8 protein-coding genes are annotated in these 22,638 nt (G+C 66.6%); 5 read left to right on the forward strand and 3 right to left on the reverse strand.

The genetic code is table 11. The features are described 5' to 3' along the window. The first annotated feature begins 277 nt into the window (after nt 1-277). From ACYVHT_RS18455 to ACYVHT_RS18475, 5 genes are all read left to right on the forward strand, one after another. On the forward strand, nt 278-3,118 hold the full coding sequence (locus tag ACYVHT_RS18455; protein ID WP_460555368.1) for a TonB-dependent receptor: 2,841 nt from the start codon (nt 278-280) through the stop codon (nt 3,116-3,118). A 126-nt stretch (nt 3,119-3,244) separates the two neighbouring features. Beyond that, a complete protein-coding gene (locus tag ACYVHT_RS18460; protein WP_460555371.1) occupies nt 3,245-4,969 on the forward strand; it encodes a T9SS type A sorting domain-containing protein in 1,725 nt (574 codons plus the stop codon). 237 nt (nt 4,970-5,206) lie between these two features. Next, on the forward strand, nt 5,207-8,572 hold the full coding sequence (locus tag ACYVHT_RS18465) for a TonB-dependent receptor (RefSeq protein WP_460555374.1): 3,366 nt from the start codon (nt 5,207-5,209) through the stop codon (nt 8,570-8,572). 155 nt (nt 8,573-8,727) lie between these two features. Next, on the forward strand, nt 8,728-9,933 hold the full coding sequence (locus ACYVHT_RS18470) for a glycosyltransferase family protein (protein WP_460555377.1): 1,206 nt from the start codon (nt 8,728-8,730) through the stop codon (nt 9,931-9,933). Between the two features lie 83 nt (nt 9,934-10,016). Continuing rightward, nucleotides 10,017-11,279 (forward strand): lipopolysaccharide biosynthesis protein, encoded by a 1,263-nt coding sequence (locus ACYVHT_RS18475; protein WP_460555380.1) that lies wholly within the window; start codon nt 10,017-10,019, stop codon nt 11,277-11,279. Nucleotides 11,280-11,469: 190 nt separating this feature from the next. Here the strand turns inward: ACYVHT_RS18475 and ACYVHT_RS18480 are convergent, their stop codons facing one another. The 3 genes from ACYVHT_RS18480 to ACYVHT_RS18490 all read right to left on the reverse strand — a co-directional run bounded on the left by ACYVHT_RS18480 (nt 11,470) and on the right by ACYVHT_RS18490 (nt 22,584). Continuing rightward, complete coding sequence (locus ACYVHT_RS18480) at nt 11,470-14,817, reverse strand: DUF7948 domain-containing protein (RefSeq protein WP_460555383.1); 3,348 nt, start codon at nt 14,815-14,817, stop codon at nt 11,470-11,472. A gap of 126 nt (nt 14,818-14,943) precedes the next feature. Then, on the reverse strand, nt 14,944-18,945 hold the full coding sequence (locus ACYVHT_RS18485) for a DUF7948 domain-containing protein (protein WP_460555386.1): 4,002 nt from the start codon (nt 18,943-18,945) through the stop codon (nt 14,944-14,946). A gap of 117 nt (nt 18,946-19,062) precedes the next feature. Next, the gene (locus tag ACYVHT_RS18490; protein WP_460555389.1) at nt 19,063-22,584 is read right to left on the reverse strand and encodes a DUF7948 domain-containing protein; all 3,522 of its coding nucleotides are present in this window, start codon (nt 22,582-22,584) and stop codon (nt 19,063-19,065) included. Between the last annotated feature and the right edge of the window lie 54 nt (nt 22,585-22,638).

A 22,638-nucleotide genomic window follows, 5' to 3' on the forward strand; every position in this document is an offset into this window, starting at 1 on the left:
TGCTGAACTGTAAAGGTCGTCATGCCGCCGGAAGCATAAGGGTACGCGGGCAGACGGACGCGCGCGGGGCCACGGGCGGGCTCGTTTCGGAATGGGTGCAAACGGCAAAAAGGCCGCAAAAGTAGCCGCTTATTCCACGCAAAAAAGCAAAAAACAGCAGCGTAACAATTGAGTAATGCGCTGGCTATGTTGTCGTAACAGGCCCCCGGTAGCTTTGCTTCATCAAACCAACATGGAATATATGCGGTACTGGCTACTAGGATTTTTATGTCTCTGGATGAATGGGTTGGCCTTCGGGCAGCAGGGAAAGCTGGCCGGGAAGGTGACCGATAAAAAGACCAGTGAGGGCGTAATCGGTGCCACGGTGCTGGTGACCGGTACCACCCAGGCGGCCCCGGTGAATGTGGACGGCAGCTACGAATTGCCGCTGGATGCCGGCACCTACAACATCACGGTGACCTACGTGGGCTACAAGCCGCTCACTTTTCCCGGCATCATCATCAAAAGTGGCCAGACCACCACGCTGAACGGCGTGATGGAGGAAAGCGCCACCAGCCTGACCGAAGTGACCGTGACCGGCGTGAAGCAGACCGGCACCGAAGTAGCCCTGATTCAGGACCTGAAGCGGAGCGAGGTGGTGGTGAGCGGCATGAGCAACGACCAGATTGTGAAGACCTTGGACCGCGACGCGGCCGAAGTGGTGAAGCGTATTCCGGGCGTGACGGTGCAGAACAACAACTTTATTGTGATTCGCGGGCTGGCCGAGCGCTACAACACGGTGCTGCTGAACGACGCCCTCACGCCGAGCGCCGAGGTGGATACCCGCTCGTTTTCGTTCGATATTCTGCCGAGCTCGGTGATTGACCGGGTGCTGATTTTCAAGAGCGGCGCGCCGGAGCTGCCGGGCGAGTTTGGCGGCGGCGTGGTGAAGGTGTACACCAAGAACTCGGTGCTGGAAAACAGCACGAGCTTCACCATTTCGGGCTGGAACCGCTCGACCAATACCTTTCAGGGCGGGTTTCTGCAGTCGGACCACAGCTCGACGGATTTCCTGGGCTTCGACAACGGCCAGCGCGCCCTGCCGGGCCAGCTGGCCGGCCTGAGCCGCAACGAGTCGCTGACCGGCCAGAACCTGACCAACCTGCGCCAGAGCAGCGAGTACCGCAACGAATTCTTGCCGCGCGTGGTGACGTCGCGGCCCGACCTGCGCCTGTCGCTGGGCCTGAACCGCAAGTTTGAGATTGGCAAAGTTTACGTGAGCAACGTCACGTCCATCTCCTATTCCAACACCCAGGAGCAGTACGACTCGAAGCGCCAGCGCTACAACTACGACTACAAGAGCGAGGACAAGAAAGCGCCCGAGCTGCGCTCGGAGCCCTCGCTGGTGCAGGACTACACCGACACGCGCAGCCTGTCGGCGGTGCGGCTGGGCGTGATTCACAACTACCAGGTGCGCCTCAACGACCGCCACCGCATCGAGTTCCGCAACTTCTTCAACCAGTACGGCACCGATGAAGTGGTGAATCGCCACCTGGTGGACATCGACAACGAGCTGGAGCGCAACGACTACGTGCTGCACTACCAGAGCCGCAGCATCTACTCGGGGCAGCTGGGCGGCTCGCACGAGCTGGGCAAGGACGGCCGCACGGCCGTGACCTGGGCCACCGGCTACAACTACGTGAGCCGCAACGAGCCCGACTACCGCCTCAACCAGCAGCAGCGCACGCTGGTGCGCAACCAGCTGGGCGATGCCAACCCGGCCCCCTACCAGGTGGTGCTCAACTCGGGGGTGGTGAATGCCGACTCGCGCTTCTTCTCCAACCTGAAGGAAAACACCTACATGGCCAGCGGCCAGGTGGAGCGCCGCCTCAGCAACCACCGCGACACGCTGAGCGCCAACCAAATCAAGCTGCGCGCCGGCTTTTATGCCGAAGAGAAGAGCCGCGACTACGACAGCCGCTTCTTCAACTACGTGCCCGCCCGCAATGCCACGTTCGACAACAGCATCCGGCAGCAGCCGCTGAGCACCATCTTCAGCCCGGCCAACCTGGACCCCACCACCGGCCTGACCCTGCGCGAAGCCACCAGCCCGCTGGACCGCTACACCGGCACCAACCGCCTGGCGGCCGGCTACGTGGGCACCGTAATTCCATTCTCCGACAAGTTTAACCTCTCGGGCGGCGTGCGCGTGGAGTACAACCGCAAGCGTCTGGAATCGGGCGATGCGACGGTGGAGCCATACCTGGAAGAGCGCACCTTCGTGCTGCCCTCGTTCAACGCCACGTACAACTTCAACGACCGCAGCCTGCTGCGGGCCGGCGGCAGCGTGTCGGTGAACCGGCCCGAGTTCCGGGAAGTGGCCGAGTACACGTACTATGACGTGAACAACAACCTGTTCGTGACCGGCAACCGGAACCTGGTGACGGCCAAAATCTACAACGCCGACCTGCGCTACGAGTTCTACCCCACCCGCTCGGAGCTGATTTCGGTGGGCGTGTTCTACAAGCACTTCGACAATGCCATTGAGCAGACGACGTCCTCGGTGTCGGGCACGGGCCTGTACCTGAGCTACCAGAATGCCAAGAAAGCCTACGATGTAGGGGCAGAACTGGAAGTGCGCAAGTCCTTCGTGGGCCTCACGGAAAGCAAGTTCCTGCAGCGTATTTCGCTGGTAGCCAATGCCTCGCTCATCCGCAGCCGGGTAGAGCTGGATACCACGCTGGCCCAGAACAAGAAGTTTGCCCTGCCCGCCCGGCCGCTGCAAGGCCAGTCGCCCTACGTGGTGAACCTGGGCGTGTTCTACCAGGACACCGATGCGAAATGGCAGGTGTCGGCGCAGTACAACGTCATCGGGCCGCGCATCACCTTCGTGGGCGACCTGTTCCAGAACCCGTCCATCATCGAGCTGCCGCGCCACATCGTGGACCTGGCCGTGACCAAGGGCCTGGGCCAGCACGTGGAAGTGCGGGCCGGCGTGCAGAACCTGCTCAACCAGGCCGTGCGGCAATACTACGATTTCGACCGCAACGGCGCCATCAACGGCACCGAGAATGGGAAGGCCTTCGCCGAGTATAAGCGCGGCGTGTACTCGACCCTGGGCGTGACTTATCACTTCTGATAAGCTGGAGTTAATGGTTTGGTAATTTATTGTTGCCCAAATGGTAATGCGAAAAACGACCGGCGAATAGCGAAAGCCGGGACCTTTGTTGCACCGTTTTACAAGCGCTAAAATCCTCTTCCTTTTATGAAAAAAATTGTACTCCCGGCCCTGCTCGCCCTGGCTTCCCTCACGGGCTCGCTGACGGCGCAGGCCCAGACGCCCTGCCCCGCCACGGCTTCGAACGTTGTGACGGTAGCGGCCCAGACCATCACCACGAACACCACCTGGACGCGCAACAACATCTACCTGCTCAACGGCTTCGTGTACGTGGACAACGGTGCCACGCTGACCATCGAGTCGGGCACCATCATCAAGGGCGACCTCGGCAACAAAGGCACGCTCATCATCCGTCAGGGCGCCCGCATCAACGCCGTGGGCACGCCCACCCAGCCCATCGTGTTTACCTCGAACCAGCCGGCGGGCTCGCGCGCTCCCGGCGACTGGGGCGGCGTGATTCTGCTGGGCCGCGCGCCCCAGAACCTCCCCGGCACGCCCACCATCGAAGGTGGCGTGGTGGGCACGTTTGGCGGCACCGACCCGCTCGACAACTCCGGCGTGATGCAGTATGTACGCATTGAGTACCCCGGCGTGGCCTTCCTGCCTGACAACGAAATCAACGGCCTGACGCTGGGCGGCGTGGGCGCCGGCACCACCATCGACCACATTCAGGTGACGGGCTCGGGCGACGACTCGTTTGAGTGGTTTGGCGGCACGGTGAATGCCAAGTACCTCATTGCCTACGCCGGCACCGACGACGACTTCGACACCGACAACGGCTTCTCGGGCCGGGTGCAGTACGGCGTGGCCGTGCGCGACCCCCAGCGCGGCGACTTCGCCTCGGGCGGCGTGTCGAACGGCTTTGAGAGCGACAACGACGCCACCGGCACGGCCAACACGCCCCAGACCTCGGCCGTGTTCTCGAACATGACCATGATAATGCCGGCCCAGACTACCTACGCCACGCCGTTCACGGCCGCCGCCGGCGCGCTCATTCGCCGCAACTCGGCCGAGAGCATCTTCAACACGGTGTTTGCCAGCCGCCCCTACGGCCTGATTCTGAACAGCAACTCGGCCAACCTGACCACGGCCAACGCCAACGGCGGGGCCCTGCAGTTCCAGAACAACGTGCTGGCCGGTTTCACCGCGCCCGGCCGCTCGGGCCGCATCACCAGCAACAGCGGCACCACGGCGGGCTTCAGCATCAATAGCTTCGTGAGCGCCAACGGCAACGACACCACCCGCACGGTGGCCGCCCTGGGCCTGAACGCCGACAACTTCTTCTTCAACGGCGCCTGCGGCAACAACCGCCAGTGCGCGCCCAACTTCGCGCTGCCCGCGGCTTCGCTCCTGAACACGGGGGCCGCCTTCACCAGCGCCAAGCTCACCAGCGCCGGCATCGGCGTGAACGGCACGTTTGACGTGGTGACCTACCGCGGGGCTTTCGGGGCCACCAACTGGGCTACCGGCTGGACCAACTTCAACCCCCAGATTACCTGCTACAACGTGGCTGGCCAGGTGCTCGCCAACCGCGAGGTGGTCAACGCCCCGCTGCAGGCCCTCACCGTGTCGCCGAACCCGACCGAAGGGGCGGTGGCTACCCTGGGCTTCGACGTGAAAACCGCCACCACCGCCACCGTGCGCGTGCTGGACATGCTGGGCCGCGAAGTGGCCGTGGTGCTGAACGGCGGCAAGCTGAGCGCCGGTCCGCAGCGCCTGCTGCTGCCCGCCTCGCTGGCCCCCGGCATGTACGTAGCCACCGTGGCTACCGGCGAGACCGTGCAGTCGGTGCGCTTCGTGGTGAGCAAGTAATGAGTTGATTAGGCTGCGGCGGCCGGCTTATTTGGGCCGCTGCTGAGCCAACAGCAAAGCCTGTCCCAGCGCTGGGGCAGGCTTTTTTTATACACCCTGCGCCGAGACGCCGGGCCGGCGCAATGTTATCTAATTATGACGAACGGGGCCTGAGGCATAACAATTTAGTGAATCAATCTTCATGTTACGCCCTTGGATAGTGGGGGAACTTTGTGGCTCAAACATTACCCCTTCATCATGAAGCATGTTTTTGGAGTGCGAGCCACGTTTCTGAGCTTGTTATTTCTGGCAATTCAACACCTGGCCGTGGCCCAGGTAACCACCTCAGCCCTAAGCGGAAAAGTGACGTCCGACAAGGGCGAAGAGCTGATTGGCGTGACGGTGGTGGCCACCAACCTGCCCACCGGCACCAAGCGCGGCACCGGCACCGAGCCCGACGGCCGCTTCACCATCCCGAACCTGGCCCCCGGCGGCCCTTACTCCGTGACGGTGACCTACGTGGGCTACAAAGAGCAGACGGTAACCAACGTATTTCTGACCCTGGGCAACACCACCCGCCTCAACTTTGTGCTGGCCGCCGAGGCCCAGGCCCTGAACGAAGTAGTGGTGGTGGGCAACACCCAGGCCACCAAAACCGGCGCCGGCACCAACGTGAGCGGGGCCGCCATCCAGCAGCTGCCCACCATCTCGCGCAGCATCTCGGACTTCACCCGCCTCGACCCGCGCAACTCGAACGGCTCCTTCGCCGGCAGCTCGTTCCGCTACAACAACGTGACCCTGGACGGGGCCGTGAACAACGACGCCATCGGCTTCTCGCCCTCGCTGGGCGGCCAGAGCGGCACCAGCGGCCTGCCCGGCGGCTCGGCCCGCTCCAACCCCATTTCGCTGGATGCCATTCAGGAAATTCAGGCGCAGGTAGCGCCGTATGACGTGAAGCTGGGCAACTTCACGGGCGGCTCGGTGAATGCTGTGACGCGCTCCGGCACCAACGAGTACACGGGCTCGGTGTATGCCTACGGCCGCAACCAGTCGGTGACGGGCAAGAGCATCGACGATGCCCGCAGCAAAATCGGGTCGGATTACCACGACTACCAGACGGGCTTCCGCATCGGCGGCCCCATTGTGAAAAACAAGCTGTTCTTCTTCACCAACGCTGAAATTGCCCGCCGCCAGGAGCCGCAGTTCTACGGCGTGGGCCAGGCCAACTCGCCGGTGACGGCCGAGCTGGCCCAGCAGATTACCAACAAGCTGCAGAACACCTATGGCTACAACGTGGGCGACTACGGCAACTACAACATTCACGCGAACAGCAACAAGATTTTCGGCCGTCTCGACTTCAACCTCGACGAGAAAACCAGCATTGCCCTGCGCCACAACTTCATCACCTCCGAAGCCACCAACCTGGAGCGCTCGGGCAGCCTGTTCAAGTTTGGCTCGCAGGACTACACGCAGCACAACGTGCAGAACTCGACGGTGCTGGAAGTGAAAAGCAACTTCAGCAGCAAGCTGGCCAACAACCTGATTCTGGGCTACACCAACATTCACGATTACCGCGACCTCATCGGCGGCCAGGCCAGCCTGTTTCCGGCCGTGCAGATTAACTCGGTGAGCACCAACGCGGCGGCCGGCTACGGCGGCGGCTCGAACCAGATTCTGCTGGGCTCGGACCGCGAGGCGAGCATCTTCAACACCCGCCAGAAGACGTTTGAGCTGACCGACAACTTCACGTTCTACACCGGCTCGCACGCCCTCACGGTGGGCACGCACAACGAGTTCTACCACATCGACTACGGCTTCATCAACTCCTGGAACGGCCGCATCGAGTACAACAACGTGGCCCAGTTTCTGAACGACCAGCCCAGCCGCATCCGCGGTACCTACAACAAGACCGACAACTCCTACGCCTACAACTACAACAACCCCTCGGCCGCGTTCAACATCAACTTCTACAGCGCCTACGTGCAGGACGAGTGGAACGTGAACGACAAGCTGAAAATCACGCCCGGCCTGCGCTTCGACCTCTCCTCGCTGCCCACCAAGCCCGACCTGAACACGGCCCTGGTAAACAACCCGCAGAACGACGCCAACACCCTGAACCAGACCTACTCGCACACGGCCTGGAAGGACCTGAACAACGGCTACCTCGGCCAGGTGCAGGTGTCGCCCCGCCTGGGCTTCAACTACGACGTGAACGGCGACCAGTCGTTCGTGATTCGCGGTGGGTCGGGCGTGTTCACGGGCCGCGTGCCGTTTGCCTGGTTTGGCTACGCCTACTACAACAACGGCGTGAACTTCAACTCGGTGGATTTGAACAACATTCAGCCCAGCACCACCTCGACCACCGGCCCGAAGTACATGCTGAACGCGAACCCCAACCTGATTTACGCCCAGCTGCCGGCCTCGGCCCAGAACACGACGGAGGTGAACCTGGTGGACAACAACTTCAAGATGCCGCAGGTGTGGCGCTCGTCGCTGGCCCTGGACTTCAAGCTGAAAACCGGCACCCGCTTCTCGGTAGAAGGCCTCTACACCAAGACCTTGCAGGACGTGAAGTTTGAGAACATCAACCTGGCCGACAACGTGACCTACCTCACCCAGGGCCCCACGCAGAGCCCGCGCTACGCGGCGGCCGGCTTCGGCTCGAAGGTGAACTCGAACTTCTCGAACGCCTTCTTCCTGACCAACACCCAGAAGGGCTACCGCTACCAGCTCACCGGCTCGGTGGGCCAGACGCTGAACCAGCTGCTCGACGTGAGCGTGGCCTACACCTACGGCAAGAGCTACGACATCAGCAACGGCATCCGCAACTCGCCCCAGAGCAACTGGGAGCTGAACCCGGCCCTGAACGTGAACGACCCGGCCCTGGCCTACTCCAACTTCGACCTGCGCCACCGCGTGGTGGCCTCGCTGAACCTGCACAAAACCTTCGCCCAGCGCTTCACCGGCTACTTCACCTCGGTGCTGACCTACGCCAGCGGCTCGCCCTACACCTGGGTGTACAACAACAACTTCCTCGGCAACGGCCAGCAGAACGTGCAGCTGGCCTACATCCCCAGCGGCCCCAACGACATCACCCTCGTGAGCAAAGGCGTGGCCCCCGTGACGACGGCCAACCCCAACGGCTACGGCCTCGACGCCAGCGGCGCGCAATACGCTTCGCTGAGCAGCTTCATCGACGGCGACAGCTACCTGAAAACGCGCCGCGGCCAGTACGCCGAGCGCAACGCCGGCCGCACGCCCTGGAACAACCAAGCCGACATTCGCCTGATGGTGGAAGCCAAGCTCGGCAACCTGGAGCCCAACGAGGCCGGCATCGCGCCCAAAGGCCACACCATCCAGATTTCGCTCGATATCATCAACTTCGGCAACCTGCTGAACAAGGACTGGGGCCGCCAGTACTTCGTGCCGAACACCTTCAACTCGACCGTGGGCACGGGCCTCACGCAAGTGGGCTTCGCCGATGCCGCCGGCAACGTGCAGACCAGCTACAGCGCCGCTACCTTCAACAAGCCCGCCTTCACCTACGGCACGCCGGCCACCTACTCCATCGACCAGCTGGCCTCGCGCTGGCAGGGCCAGCTCGGCCTGCGCTACTCTTTTTAACGATTAATGGCTAACGGTTAGTGACTAATTGTTGCTGACTGAGGATGATGATAAGCCGGCCCTGATTTTCAGGGCCGGCTTTGTTTTTGGATGGCCTTGAGGCCGACGGCCTAGCTTTGTAAGAGGATTAATCATTAATCACTGCCCATTAATCATTGAAAACGCCGCGCGTTTTACATCTTCCCAAGTGGTACCCGCACCGCTACGACGACCAGGACGGCGACTTCGTGGCGCGGCACGTGGCGGCCATTGCGGCGCACAGCGGGGCAGCGGGCGCGGTGCTGTTTGCCACCGTGGCGCGCGGCCCGCTGCCGGCGCTGATTGAGGCGGAAGAGGATTTCGGCGGCCCCGTGCCCACGCTGCGCTATTACTACCGCGCCGCGCCCACCGGCCTCGCGCTGCTCGACAAGCCGCTGAAGCTGCTGCTGTATTTCTGGTGCCTGCTGCGCGGCTACCGGCGGCTGCGGCGGCACTGGGGCGGCGAGCGGCCCGCCCTCGTGCACGTGCACGTGCTGCTGCGCACGGGCCTGTTTGCCTGGGCGCTGAAGACGGTGCGCGGCATTCCGTTCATCGTCACCGAGCACTGGACGCTGTACCTGCCCGAGCGGGCGGGCGGTATTTCCGGGCTGCGGCGGGTGCTCACACGGGCCGTGGTGCGGCGGGCGGCGGCGCTGCACACCGTGTCGGATGGGCTGCGGCGGGCCATGGCCGCGCTGGGCTTTGTGAACCCGCGTTCGGTGGTCATCGCCAACGTGGTGGACACCGAGCTTTTCCACCCCATTCACCCATCCACCCATTCGCCCATTCAGCCACTGACCCTGCTGCACGTTTCGGCTTTTCACGACGACGTGAAAAACATCTCCGGCGTGCTGCGCGTGGTGGCGCGGCTGCGGGCCACCTGGCCGGGCCTGCGCCTGCGCATTGCCGGCTACGGCCCCGATGAGCAGCAGCTACGCGCCTACGCCGCCGGGCTGGGCCTGCTGGCCGACGGCACCGTGACCTTTCTGGGCAAGCTGCCGCACGCGGCCGTGGCCGCCGAGATGGCCCGGGCCACGGCGCTGGTATCGTTCAGCCGGGCCGAGACGTTTGGCTGCGTGCTGCTGGAGGCGCGGGCCTGCGGCTGCCCGGTGGTGGCCACGCGCACCGGCGGCGTGCCGGAGCTTTTCATTCCGGAAAACACCTTCGGCCTGCTGGTTAATCCCGATGACGAAACGGGCCTGCAGGAAGCCCTGGCAGCTGTGCTAGCGGGTGCGGCAGCCTTCAGCCCGGCGTCGTTGGCGGCCAATGCCAGGGAGCGGTGCGCGCCAGCGGCGGTGGGCGAGGCGTTCGGGCAATTGTATCGAAAAGTATTAAACAAGTAATAAAAGTCCGGACTCGGTACAAAAGCATTGTTTCGTGTGCCGGCTGAGCGGCTTTGCCGCCTGCTGCCTCCTTCCCTTCTCTCATGATAAAGCGCATCCTCCAGCATTTCGCGGCGCGGGTCCTCACGGCGGGGCTGAGCTTTGCGGTGGTGTGGCTCACGGCGCGGTACCTGGGCGCGGCGGGGCGCGGGCAGGTGAGCTTGTTTTTCACCGATGTGTCGGGGCTGGCGCTGCTGGCCGGGCTGGTGGGCGGCTCGTCGTTGATATACCTGGTGCCGCGCCGCAACGTGTGGCTGCTGCTGCGGCCCGCCTACGGCTGGGGTGCGCTGGTGAGCGTGGCCGGGGCGGCCGTGGTGGGCCTGCTGCGGCCGGTGGGGCTGGCCTACGTGCTGCACCTGGGCGCGGTGGCCCTCGTACAGATTCTGTTGTCCATCAACGTGCTGCTGCTGCTGGGGCGGCAGCGCGAGCGGAGCTACAACGTGCTCACCACCACCCAGGCGGCGCTGCTGGCGGCGGCGCTGGCGCTGGCATTCGGGCCGCTGCGCTGGCGCTCGGTAGAAGCCTATTACTACGCCAACTACCTGGCGTATGGCCTGCCGTGGCTCGTCAGCACGGGGCTGCTGCTGCGCCTGCCCGATGCCTGGCACCACCGCCGCCAGCGCCGCCGCGCCACGGCCCGCGAGCTGGCCCGCCACAGCCGGGGCGCGCACCTGAGCAACCTGCTGGCCTTTGCCAACTACCGCTTCAGCTACTACGCCGTGGCCTACCTGGCCGATACGCGGGCGCTGGGCGTGCTCTCGGTGGGCGTGGCGCTGGCCGAGGCCATCTGGCTGATTCCGCGCAGCACCTCGCTCATTCAGTACGTGGCGCTGGTGAATGCGCCCGACAAGCGTCAGCAAACCTATAACGCGCTACGCGGCAGCCGGCTCACGCTGCTGGCTACGGCCGGCGCGGTGCTGGTACTGGCGGCCGTGCCGGCCGGGTGGCTGGCCGCCATTTTCGGGCCGGAGTTTGGGGCGGCGCACGGCGTTATTCTGGCGCTCGCGCCGGGCATTCTCATCAATGGGGCCGGGATGCAGGCTAGCACTTATTTCGCTGGTACCGGGCAATATGGCGTGAACAACCGCGCCACGCTGCTGGGGCTGGCCACCACCGTGCCGCTGTGCCTGCTGCTGGTGCCGCGCCTGGGCATTGCGGGGGCGGCGCTCAGCATGTCGGCTTCCTACACGGCGGGGGTGCTGTATTTGGTGGGGCGCTACCGCCGCGCCATTGACGCGGAGTGGAAAGATTTGCTGCCCGGCTGGGAGGACGTGCGCGGGGTGGCGCTGCGCTTGATGGGGAAGTAGGAATGAAGAATGAAGAATGAGGAATGAGGAATGAGGAATGAGGAATGAGGAATGGTCATTGCGAGGCGCAGCCGAAGCAATCCGTCCTGTTCTCGGCGGCCAACGGCCAGCCATCTCAGGTGTCATGCGGCTTTTCACGTTTCAGGGCTTCGCTGCGCTCGCAACGACAGCATCGCCAATGACCGGGCCCTTACCGCACCACTTCCACCGTGCCTTTCAGGCGGTGGCCGTCGGGATACACGGCCAGGTAGTAGTACACGCCGTTGGGCAGGCCATCGGCAGCCCAGTCGTCGTGGTAGGCGACCGATTCGAACACCTGTCGGCCCCAGCGCGAGAAGATTTGCAGCCGCGGGTAGCAGTCGGGGCCCAGCCGGAAGGTCTGGTTCTGGTCGTCGCCGTTGGGCGTGATGATGTTTGGTATCCGGCGTTCCACCACTTCCACGGCGGGGACGGTGGCCAACACTTCGCAGCGGTTGGCACTGAAGCGCAGGCGCACGTTGGGCTGGTAGGTGCCGGCCTTGGTGTAGGTGTGTACCGGGCTGACTTCCGTTGACTGGCTGCCATCTCCAAAGTCCCAGACCAGATTCAGGGCGCTGGTATTGAGGGTGGTAGCAATTCGGAATTGAAAGCTAAGCGGGGCCATCCTCGATTCCGGGCAGGCAATCGGGTCGCGGAAGGCCGAAACGCCGGGGGCCGGCGCTACCGATATCTGCCGCTGCGCCGTGCCCGAGCAAAGCGTGGCCGACGTAATGGTGTAGCTGAGGGTGGTGCTGCCCGAAAAGCCCGCTGGCGGCGTGAAAAAGAAGCCCGTGGCCACGCTGCCCGTCACGCCCGGCCCGGTGAAAGTACCGCCCGCCGGCGTGCCCCGCAGCCGGAATGCCTGCGTGCTGCCGGGGCACAGCACCGTGTCGGGGCCGGCGTTGATGGGGGGGAGCACGGTCACCAGGCGGGTGTCGGAGGTAGTGCACAGGCCCGTGCCGGGCAGCGTGTACGTCAGCGCCTGCGTGCCTACCAGCGCCGCCGAAGGCGTGAACACGTAGCCCGTGGCCTGGCTGCCGGTCACGCCCGGCCCGGTCCAGATGCCGCCGGACGGCGTGCCCACCAGGGCCACCGGCGTGGCCGTGGCGCACAGCGTCTGGGGCGGGCCGGCGTTGGCCACGCCGGGCTGGAAGTTGAGCACGAAGGCCGCGTTGTTGCAGCTGGTGCCGAAAGCGGTGCTGCTGTTGTTGGTGGTTGAATACGTGTGGGCCCCGGCCGGAATGGGAAAGCCCGTGGGCGAAAAGCACGAGCAAACCGCCTGGTACACAATGCCGCGCGGGTCGAAGCGCGAGGTGCCGCCGTCCACGTGCTCGCCCTCGGCGGTGGCATCCACATTGCCGTAGTAGGTGGCGTAGGCCAAGCTGGTGAGGCCGGCCGAAAACTGGGCCAGGTAGAAGTCGTTGCCGTCGGTGGCCGCCTGCACGGCGTCGGGCGTGGTGGGCAGGCCGGTGGTGGTGCCGTTGGCCGACTGGTAGAGGTAGGTGGTGGGGAAGTTGGGCAGCACGCGGCCGTTCACCATGCCGCCCCAGCCGCACACGTACACCCGGTCGCAGCGGTCCACCAGAAAGGCCGTGGGGTCGAGGCTGATGAGGTCGAAGTTATCGGGGTCGGAGCTGCCGAACGAGGTCGAGAGCAGGCTCTGGCCCAGGTTGGCGTCGAGCTTCTGAATAAACTGCGTGCCGTTGCTGGTACGAAACACGCCCGATGAAACCGGAAACGGGCCCAGCGTCTGGCCCAGCAGGTACACCCCGCCATCGGTGCCCAGCTGCAGGAAATAGGCCTGGTCGTAGAGCGGCGTGCCCACGTAGGTGGCCCGCAGCAGCCCCGTGCCGCTGGCCGAAATGCGCGCCACGAAGCCGTCCACGTTGCCGGGCCGGGCGGCGAGGTACGCGCCGGTGGTGGTGGGGAAATTGGGGCTGAGCGTGCCGCCGGCCACGTACACGTCGCCGCTGGTCGGCTCCAGCTGAATGGAATAGGCCGCATCGGCCCCGGAGCCGCCCAGGAAGCTGCTCCACGTCAGGGCCGTGAGGTCGGGGCTGAGCTTGCACACCACGCCGTCGGAAGTGCCGCCCCGGTAGGTGCTGCCGAAGCCCCGCGCTGCCGGGAAATTGCTCGACGTGGTGTGCGAGGCGATGTACACGTTGTTGGCCGCGTCGGTGATGATGTCGCCCCGAAACGGGTCGCCGTAGTTGTGCGGCAGCTGGGGCGAGGCGTTGAAGGGCGACACGTTCACGTTCAGCGGCAGCAGGCCGTCGTTGCCCGAGCCGCCCAGAAACGTGGAGCCCACCAGCCCCGTGCCCGTCGCGTTGAGCCGGGTAATCACCAAGTCGGAGCCGTTGGGCGAGTCGTAGGGCGCACCGTAGCCCAGCGGCGACGTGGTAGTGCCGCCGCCGTATGTGCGCTGCAGAGCGCCCGCGGTGGTGGGGTAATTGGCGGAGCCCGAAGACCCCAGCACCAGCAGCTCGCCCAGGCTGTTCACCACCAGGCTGTGCGGAAACTCGGCATTGCTGCCGCCGATGTAGGTGGCCCAGGCCCGCGCCGCCGGCCCGTTCAGGCTGGTGTTGTACTTGATGATGGCAATGTCGACGAGGGCCGCGAAAGTGGTCTGGAACGCGCCCGGACTGGTGGGGTAGCCCGGCCCGAAGGCAATGCCGCCCGAGTACAGGTTGCCCGAATTGTCGTAGGTGGCGGTGAAGCCCCAGTTGTCGGCCGTCGAGCCCGAGTAGCTCGAAAACACCACCACCGGGTCGATGGTCAGCGGGCGCGCCGCATCGTAAGCGCCCAGCGCGAAGCGCACCACCGGGCCGGCCAGCACGTATCGGCAGGGCACGGCGCGGCGGCGGCCGGCGGCATCGGTTTGCCAGGCCTGCGGGGCGCGCTCCGTCACGGTGCCCACGCTGGTTTTCACCAGCAGGCTGCCGGTGGCGGCGTCCAGGGCCACGCCCTCGGCGCCGTCGTGGCGCAGGGCAATGGCCGTGGGGTCGGCCCCGGGGGCCAGCTCGAAATCGTACTCCAGGTGCTGGTCGGCGCTCTCGTACACGTGGGCGCTCACGCCGGGCCACAGGCCGGCGTAGCGCAGCTCGCGGTAGCCGCGCACGTCGCGGGCCCAGTGCTTCGGGTCGTTGCCGAGGAAGTAGCTGCGGTGCTCGGCCGTGGGCATTTCGGCGGTGATGGCGGCCGGCGCGGCCCCCGCGAAGCGCAGCGTGAAGGCGTGGCCGCGAAGGGCTTTTTCGGGCGCGGGCGCAGCTGCTTTCGGGCGGCCCTGGTGGCCGAGCTGGGCCGGGCCGCCGTCGGCCAGCAGGGCGAAGGTGAGGCCGGTGGCTTCGGCAAACAGCCGGCCGCCGGGCAGCGGGGCGGCGTAGCGGGCGCGGGCATCCCACTGGCCCTTGTTCTCAATGAATTCGAGCGAGCGTTCGGCCTGAATGCCGGGCGGGCCGGCCTGCGCCGTCGCATTGAAATTCAGCAATAAACCGGCTCCGAGCAGTAGCAGTGGCTTCATCCGTGGTAATGAAAAGGGCGGTGGGGGCTCCTAAAGATAAAGCCCCGACAGGCAGACCCTATGCGGACGGAATTCCGTTCGTTTAGGTTCTGCCTGGCGGGGCTTCACTGCCCACCGAAGCGGCGGCTATCGCAGCACTTCCACCCAGCCCTTCACGCGGTGGCCGTCGGGGTAGGTGAGGAGGTAGTAGTACACGCCATCGGGCAGGCCGGCGGCGTTCCATTCGTCGTGGTAGGCGGCAGACTCAAACACCTGCTGGCCCCAGCGCGAAAACACCTGGAAGCGCGGCACGCAGTCGGGGCCCAGCCGGAAGGTTTCGTTCTGGTCGTCGCCGTTGGGGGTGATGATGTTGGGCACCTTGCGCTCCTTCGTCACCACCGGCGGCAGGGCCGTCTGCACCTCGCAGCGGCCCTGGTTGTAGCGCTGCCGCAGGCGCGGCTGGAAGGTGCCCACCGTGGCGTAGGTATGCACCGGGCTGGCTTCGGCAGAGGTCGTGCCGTCGCCGAAATCCCATTCCAGCGACGTGTAGGGGGCCGCCGGGTTCAGCGGCACCTGGAAGCGCACGGTCAGCGGAGTCAGCCGGGTTTCGGGGCAAAGGACGGGCAGCCAGGCCGGTGCGCCATCGGGCACCGGCGCAATGGAAACCCGCCGCGTGGCCGTGGCCGCGCAGCCGCCATTCACCACCGAGTAGGTGAGGCTGGCGCTGCCCGTGAGCCCGGCCGGCGCAAACTGGTAGCCCGTGGCCACGCTGCCCGTCACGCCCGGCCCGGCCCAGGTGCCGCCGGCCGGCGTGCCCCGCAGCCGGAAAGCCTGCGTGGTGCCGGGGCACAGCACCGTATCGGCCGGCACAAGGGCGGTAGCGGTGTTGGAAACCACCACGGGCAGGCTGGCCGAATAGGCGCAGGGGCCATCGGTAATGGTGTAGGTGAGCTGGTAGGTGCCCACCCCGCCCGTGGGCAGGAAGCTGTAGGCCTGGCCGCTCCCACTCACGCCCGGCCCGCTCCACACGCCGCCGGTGGGGGTGGCCGCCAGCGGCTGGCGCACGAGGCTGCTCACGCACAGCGGCGCAATGGGCGTAAGGCGGATGCCGGGGTCGGGCACCACGGTGAAGGGCACCGTGGCCGTGGCCGTGCACTGCGCGCCCGAAGCCGGGTCGGAGGTCGTGACGGAATACGTGAGGGTGTTGACGCGGGCCATGCCCGCCGTGGGCGTAAACACGAAGCCCGTGGCCGGGCTGCCGCTCACGCCGGGCCCGCTCCAGGTGCCGCCGGCCGGGCTGCCGCCCAGCGTCAGCGGCGGGGCCGGGGTGCACAGCGTCACCGGGTTGCCGGCCGCTACATACACCACGCGCACCTGCTGGGTGGCCGTCACGGTGCAGCCGTTGAAGTACGTGTAGGTGAGCGTGTGGGTGCCCGCGCCCGCCAGCATGGGGTTGAAGGTGTTGTTGCTCACCCCCGGCCCGCTGAACGTGCCGCCCGCCGGCGTGGCCGTCATGGCCACGGCCGGCAGCGCCGGCCCCGTGGCCGCCCGGCAAAATACGCCCGTGCCCACCGGCGCAAACGTGGCCGTGGGCGGCACGCCCACCGTCATGCGGCGGGTATCGGTGCTGGAGCACAGGCCCGTGCTGGCCACGGTGTAGGTCAGGGTTTGCACGCCCACCAGCGCCAGCGAGGGCGTGAACACGAAGCCCGAGGCCACGCTGCCGCTCACGCCCGTGCCGGTCCACACGCCGCCGGCCGGCGTGCCCACCAGCGCAATGGGCCCCGCCGTGGCGCACACCGTCTGGCTGGAGCCCGCGCTGGCCATGTTGGGCTGGAAGTTGAGCACAAAGGCCGCGTTGTTGCAGTTGCCGCTGTTGTTGGTGGTCGAATAGGTATTGACACCGGCCGGAATGGGGAAGCCCGTGCTGAGCCGGCTGCAGGCGCACACCGCCTGGTACACCACGCCGCGCGGGTCAAAGCGGGCCGTGCCGCCGTCCACGTGGTCGCCGTTGCCGTTCTGGCCATAAAACGTGCCGTACTCCAGGCTGGTGAGGCCGGCCGTGAACTGGGCCAGGTAGAAGTCGCCGCCGTCGGTGGTGGCCTGCACGGCATTGGCCGTCACGGGCAGGCCGGTGGTGGTGCCGTTCAGGCTCAGGTAGGTGGGGCCGTTGGCATTGGTCGTGCCGCCCCAGCCGCACACGTACACCCGGTCGCAGCGGTCCACCAGAAACGCCGTGGGGCAGAGGTCGATGCTGGTGCGGCCGCTGCCAAACACGGTGGCCAGCTGCGTGGTGGTCAAATCCGGGTTCAGCTTATGAATGAACTGCCGGCCGCCCACCGTGCCGTAGAGGCCCGCCGTGGTGGGGTAGGCCCCGGCCGTCTGGCCCATGGCATACACCCCGCCGTCGCTGCCCAGCTGCAGAAAATACGCCTGGTCGTAGGCGCTGGTGCCCAGGTAGGTGGCCCGGCTCAGCGTCTGGCCGTTGGCCGAAATCCGGGCCACGAAGCCGTCCACGTCGCCGGCCCGCGTGGTGCGGTAGGCCCCGGCGGTGGCCGGAAAGTCGGCGCTGAGCGTGCCGCCGGCCACGTACACGTCGCCGCTGGCCGGGGCCACCTGAATGGAGTAGGCCCCGTCCGACGCCGCCCCGCCCAGAAAGCTGCCCCAGGTGAGGGCCGTCAGGCCGGGGTTCAGCTTGAGCACCAGGGCATCGGTTGCGCCGCCGTGGTAGGAGCCGCCCAGCCCCTGGCCCACCGGAAAGTTGGCCGAGGCGGTGTGCGAGGCCACGTACACGTTGTCGGTCCCATCCACCAGAATATCCCCCCGAAACACGTCGCCGTAGTTGTGCGTCAGCTGGTTGGTGGTGGCGGTGTTCACGGGCAGCAGGCCATCGTTGGCGCTGCCGCCCAGGTAGGTAGAGCCCACCAGCGCGGTGCCGCCCGCATTGAAGCGCGTAATCACCAGGTCGGAGCCGCCGGCCAGGGCCAGGGGCTGGTAGCTGTACGGGTCGGCGTAGGTGCCGCCCCCGAAGGTGCGCTGCACCGCGCCGCTGGTGGTGGGGTAGTTGGCGCTGGCCGTCACGCCCAGCACCAGCAGCTCGCCCTGGCTGTTCACCACCATGCTCGACGGAAACTCAATGTCGCTTCCGCCCAAGTACGAGGCCCACACGCGGGCCCCCGAGCCGTTCACCGCCGTGTTGTACTTGATGATGGCAATGTCGATGATGCCCGAGGCCGAGGTGAGAAAGGCCCCCGTGGTGGTGGGAAACCCCACGCCGAAGGAAATGCCGCCCGAGTACAGGTTGCCCTGCGCATCGTAGGTCGAGGTGAAGCCCCAGTTGTCGGAAAAAGCGCCGGAGTACGTCGCAAACACCACCACCGGGTCGATGGTCAGGGCCCGCGTCTTGTCGTAAGCGCCCAGCGCGAAGCGGATGGTGCCATCGGCGGCCAGCTGGTAGCGGCAGGCCACGGGCTGGCGCCGGCCGCCGGCCGTGGTCTGAAACGCCTGCGGGGCGCGCTCCGTGATGCTGCCCACGCTGGTGAGCAGCTGCAGGTCGCCGGTGGCGGCGTTCAGGCTCACGCGGGTGGCCCCGTCGTGGTGCAGGGCAATGGCCGTGGGGTCGGCACCGGGGGCCAGCTCAAAGTCGTATTCCAGCTCCTGGCCGGGGCTTTCGTAGAGGTGGGCGTCCACGCCGGGCCACAGGCCGGCGTAGCGCAGCTCGCGGTAGCCGCGCACGTCGCGGGCCCAGTGGCTGGCATCGCTGCCCACAAAATAGTTGCGCTGCTCGGCCGTGGCCGTTTCGGCCCGGAGCCGGGCCGTGGGCGCGGCGCCCACAAAGCGCAGCTTCACGGCGTGGCCGTGTAGCAGGGAGTCGGCCGCGTCTTGCCGGAGGGCTTCGCGGCTGGTCGGGTGGTCGTGGTGGGCCAGAAAGGGCGCGTCAAGCAGCGCAAAGGTGAGGCCGTCGGCCTGGGCAAACAGCCGGCCGCCGGGCAGCGGGGCCGCGTAGCGCACCTGCGGGTTCCACTGGCCCTTGTTCTCAATAAACTCCAGCGACGCCGCCGGGGCCGGGTGGGTGCCGGGCTGGGCCAGCGCGGGCGCAGCCAGGCCCAGAAAGAGCAGCGTGCTCTTGGCAAGTAAGGGTAGATTCATCAAAAAAATAATGGAAATGAAAGGAGATGAATGCGCAAAGGTAATGCCCGAACCAGCCCGGCCCTCACGCGGAAGGGACGCTGGCTGACCCGGGCATTGCGGCTAATCAAGAAGCGGTTACCGTCGGATTTCGACCCAGCCTTTGGCTTTGCGGTCGGCGGTGTCGCGCAGCAGGTAGTAGTACACGCCGCTGGGCAGGTCGCCGCCGTTCCAGTCGTAGCGGTACTCGTCGGCGCGGTACACGCGCTGGCCCCAGCGGGTGTACACCTCAAACGAAGCCGGCAGGCAGCTGAAGATGGGCTGAAAGGTGTCGTTGAGCTGGTCGCCGTTGGGGGTGATGATGTTGGGTACCTTCACCTCGCCCACTTCCATGGGCGCAAAGCCGGTGAGCACCTCGCAGTTGCCGTAGCGGGCCGTGAGCCTCACGCGGTAGGAGCCGGGCGTGGCGTAGCGGTGGGTGGGCGTGGCCTCGGTGCTGAGCGGGCTGCCGTCGCCGAAGTCCCAGCTGTAGGTGGCGCGCGGGGCCAGCAGCACCGGCGTGAGCGGGCAGTCGAAGGGGGCCAGGCCGGCGTAGCGCGGGGTGGCGGCGCACACGGGCAGGTTCAGGTCCACGTTCTGGCTGGAGGTGGGGGCCAGCACGATGGTGCGGGTGGCCACGGCCTCGCAGGGCCCCTGGCGCAGGGTGTAGGTGAGGGGGAAGATGCCGCCGCGGTTGTTGGTGTTGGGCGGGGTGAAGAAGCCGGCGGGCGTGACGCCCGTGCCGCTCCAGGTGCCGCCGGCCGGCGAGAAGCCCCGCAGCTGAAACGGCTGCCGCAGGTCGGCGCACAAGGTGGAGTCCGGGCCGGCATTGATGGTGCTGGGGTTCACCACCGTCACCTGCTGGGTCGTCACGCCGCAGCCCAGCGAATCGACCAGCGTGTAGGTGAGCGTGTGGGTGCCCGCGCCCGCCGTGGCCGGGTTGAAGCTGCCGCCCGACACCCCCGGCCCGCTGAACGTGCCGCCCGCCGGCGTGGCCGTCATGGCCACGCCCGGCATCGTCACGCACTGCGGCGGCAGGGCGGCCATGGTGGGCACCACCGGCGGGGCCACCACGTAGCGCACCGAGCGGGTGCTCTGGCACACGCCGGTGGTGGCCACCGTGTAGGTAATGATGTACTGGCCCGGCCCCACGGCGGTGGGCATAAAGCGGTAGCCGCCACCGGCCAGGGCCTGCACGCCCGGCCCGGACCACACGCCGCCCGCCGGCGTGCCGCCCAGCGGCACCGGGCTGCCGTCGGCGCACACGAAGCGGCGCGGGCCGGGGTCGGCCGTCACCACGTCGAAGGTCATTTTAAACGCGCCGTTGTTGCAGTTGGAGCTGCCGTTGCGAATGGTGTAGGTGCCGCCGCTGGTAGGCTCCGGAAAGCCCTGCGACCCGCCGCAGCTGGCGCACACCGCCTGGTACACAATGCCGCGCTTGTCGAAGCGGGAGGTGCCGCCGTCCACGTGCTCGGGCACGCCCGTCTGGCCGAAAAAGGTGGCGTAGTCCAGGGCCGTCATGCCGGGCGCAAACTCGGCCAGGTAGAAGTCGGAGCCGTCGGTGGTGGTTTTCAGCGCCCCCGAAGTGATGGGCAGGCCGACGGTGCTGCCGCCCAGCCAGCCCGTGCCCCGGCTGTTCACCGAGCCGCCCCAGCCGCTGATGTAGATGCGCTCGCAGTCATCGACCAGAAACGCGGTGGGCACCAGGTTGGGGCCCGCGCCGGTGCTGGCCCCGTTGCCAAACACGGTGCTGTAGAAGCTGGTGGTCAGGTCGGGGTTCAGCTTCTGAATGAAGAGCGAGCCGTTGGCGGTGGTGTACTTGCCGGTGGTGACGGGAAACGCGCCCAGGGTTTGCCCGAACAGGTACGCATTGCCCAGGGCATCGAGCTGCAGCAGCTGGGCCTGGTCGTAGCCGGAGGTGCCGATGAAGGTGCTGCGTTCCAGCGTCTGGCCGTCGGCGCTGATGCGGGCCGCGAAGCCATCGATGCCGCCGCCCTGAAAGCTGGTGTGGTAGGCTCCGGCCGTGGTGGGGAAGTTGTTGGAAAGGCTGCTGGTTTGCACCGAGCTGCCGCACACGAATATCCGGCCCTGCGCGTCGCGCTGCAGGCAGTAGGCCATGTCGGCGCTGAAGCCGCCCAGCAGGCCGGCCCAGCTCACGGCGCTCAGGTCGGCGGGGAGCCGGCACACCACGGCATCGGAAGAGCCGCCGCCGTAGCTGCTCCGGAAGCCCCGGCTCAGCCCCGGAAAGTTGCTGGAGCTGGTGGCCGAAGCAATGTACACGTTGCCCGAGCCGTCGAGCTGCACGTCGCTGCGAAAGGCATCGCCGTAGTTGGCCGTGATGCCCGAGGGCGGCACCACGCCGTCGTTGCTGGTGCCGCCCAGGTAGGTGCTGGCCAGCAGGGCACTGCCGCTGGCGTTGAAGCGGGTTACGACCAAATCGGAGCCGTTGGGCATGTCGTAGGGCGGGCCATCGCCGAAGGGGTCGAGCCGCGAGCCGCCCGCAAACGTGCGCTGCGCCGCCCCCGTGGTGGTGGGGTAGTTGCTGCTCGACGTGCTGCCCAGCAGCACCAGCTCCCGGTTGGCATTCACCACCAGGCTGTGCGGAAACTCGGAGCTGCCGCCGCCCAGGTAGGTAGCCCACACCCGCGCCGCGTTGCCGCTCGCGCTGGTGTTGAACTTCATAATGGCCATGTCCTCGGTGCTGGCGAAGGTGGTGCGGTAGGCCCCGGGCGTGGCCGGGTAGCTGCCGCCCAGGTTGTCGCACACAATGCCGCCGGAGTAGAGGTTGCCCAGGTCGTCGTAAGTGGCCGTAAAGCCCCAGTTGTCGGCCGTCGAGCCGGTCAGGGTCGAAAACTGCAAGGTCGGGTCGATGGTCAGGGCCCGGGCTTTGTCGTACGGGCCCAGCGCAAAGGTCAGGGTGGTGCCCGCGAGCACGTAGCGGCAGGCCACGGGCTGGCGCTGGCCCGTGGCCGTGGTCTGGAAGGCCTGCGGGGCCAGCTCCGTGGTGGTGCCCACCGTGGTTTTGATGACCAGGTTGCCGGCCTCGTCCAGGCGCAGGGCCGAAGCGCCCTCGTAGCGCAGGGCCACGCGGGCGGGGTTGGCCCCGGGGGCCAGCAGCACGTCGTATTCCAGGCGCTGGCCGGCGTTTTCGTAGAGGGTCAGGTCGATGCCGGGCCAGAGGCTGCCGTAGCGCAGCTGGCGGAAGGCCCCGACGTGGCTGGCCCAGCGCCGCTCATCGTTGCCGATGAAGTAGTTGCGCTCGCCGGCCGTGGGCGTGCCGGCCGTGAGCGTGGCCCGGGCGCTGGCCTTCTCGAAATGCACGGTGTAGGCGTGGCCGGCAATGTCGTCCTGGGCCGCGGGCCGGGCCGGGCCGCCGTGGTGGTGGGTGAGCGCGGCGGGGTCGAGGAAGTTATAGGTGAGGCCGGTGGGCAGCACGAACAGCCGGCCGGCGGGCAGGGCGGCTTCGTAGCGCACGCGGCCGTCCCACTGCCCTTTGTTCTGGATGAACTCCAGCGACTGATGGGATGGCTCGGCCGGAGACGCAGCGTAAGCACTGCTCAGCGACAGCAGCAGCGGCCCCGCCAGCAAAGCGCGGCGAAGCAAGCGGAAAAGTTGGGGCATAGAGGTGCCGGAAGGCAGAAAAGTGGAAAGTGAAGCAACAAAAGAAGCAACGCC

It is taken from the genome of Hymenobacter daeguensis, from assembly GCF_054780555.1.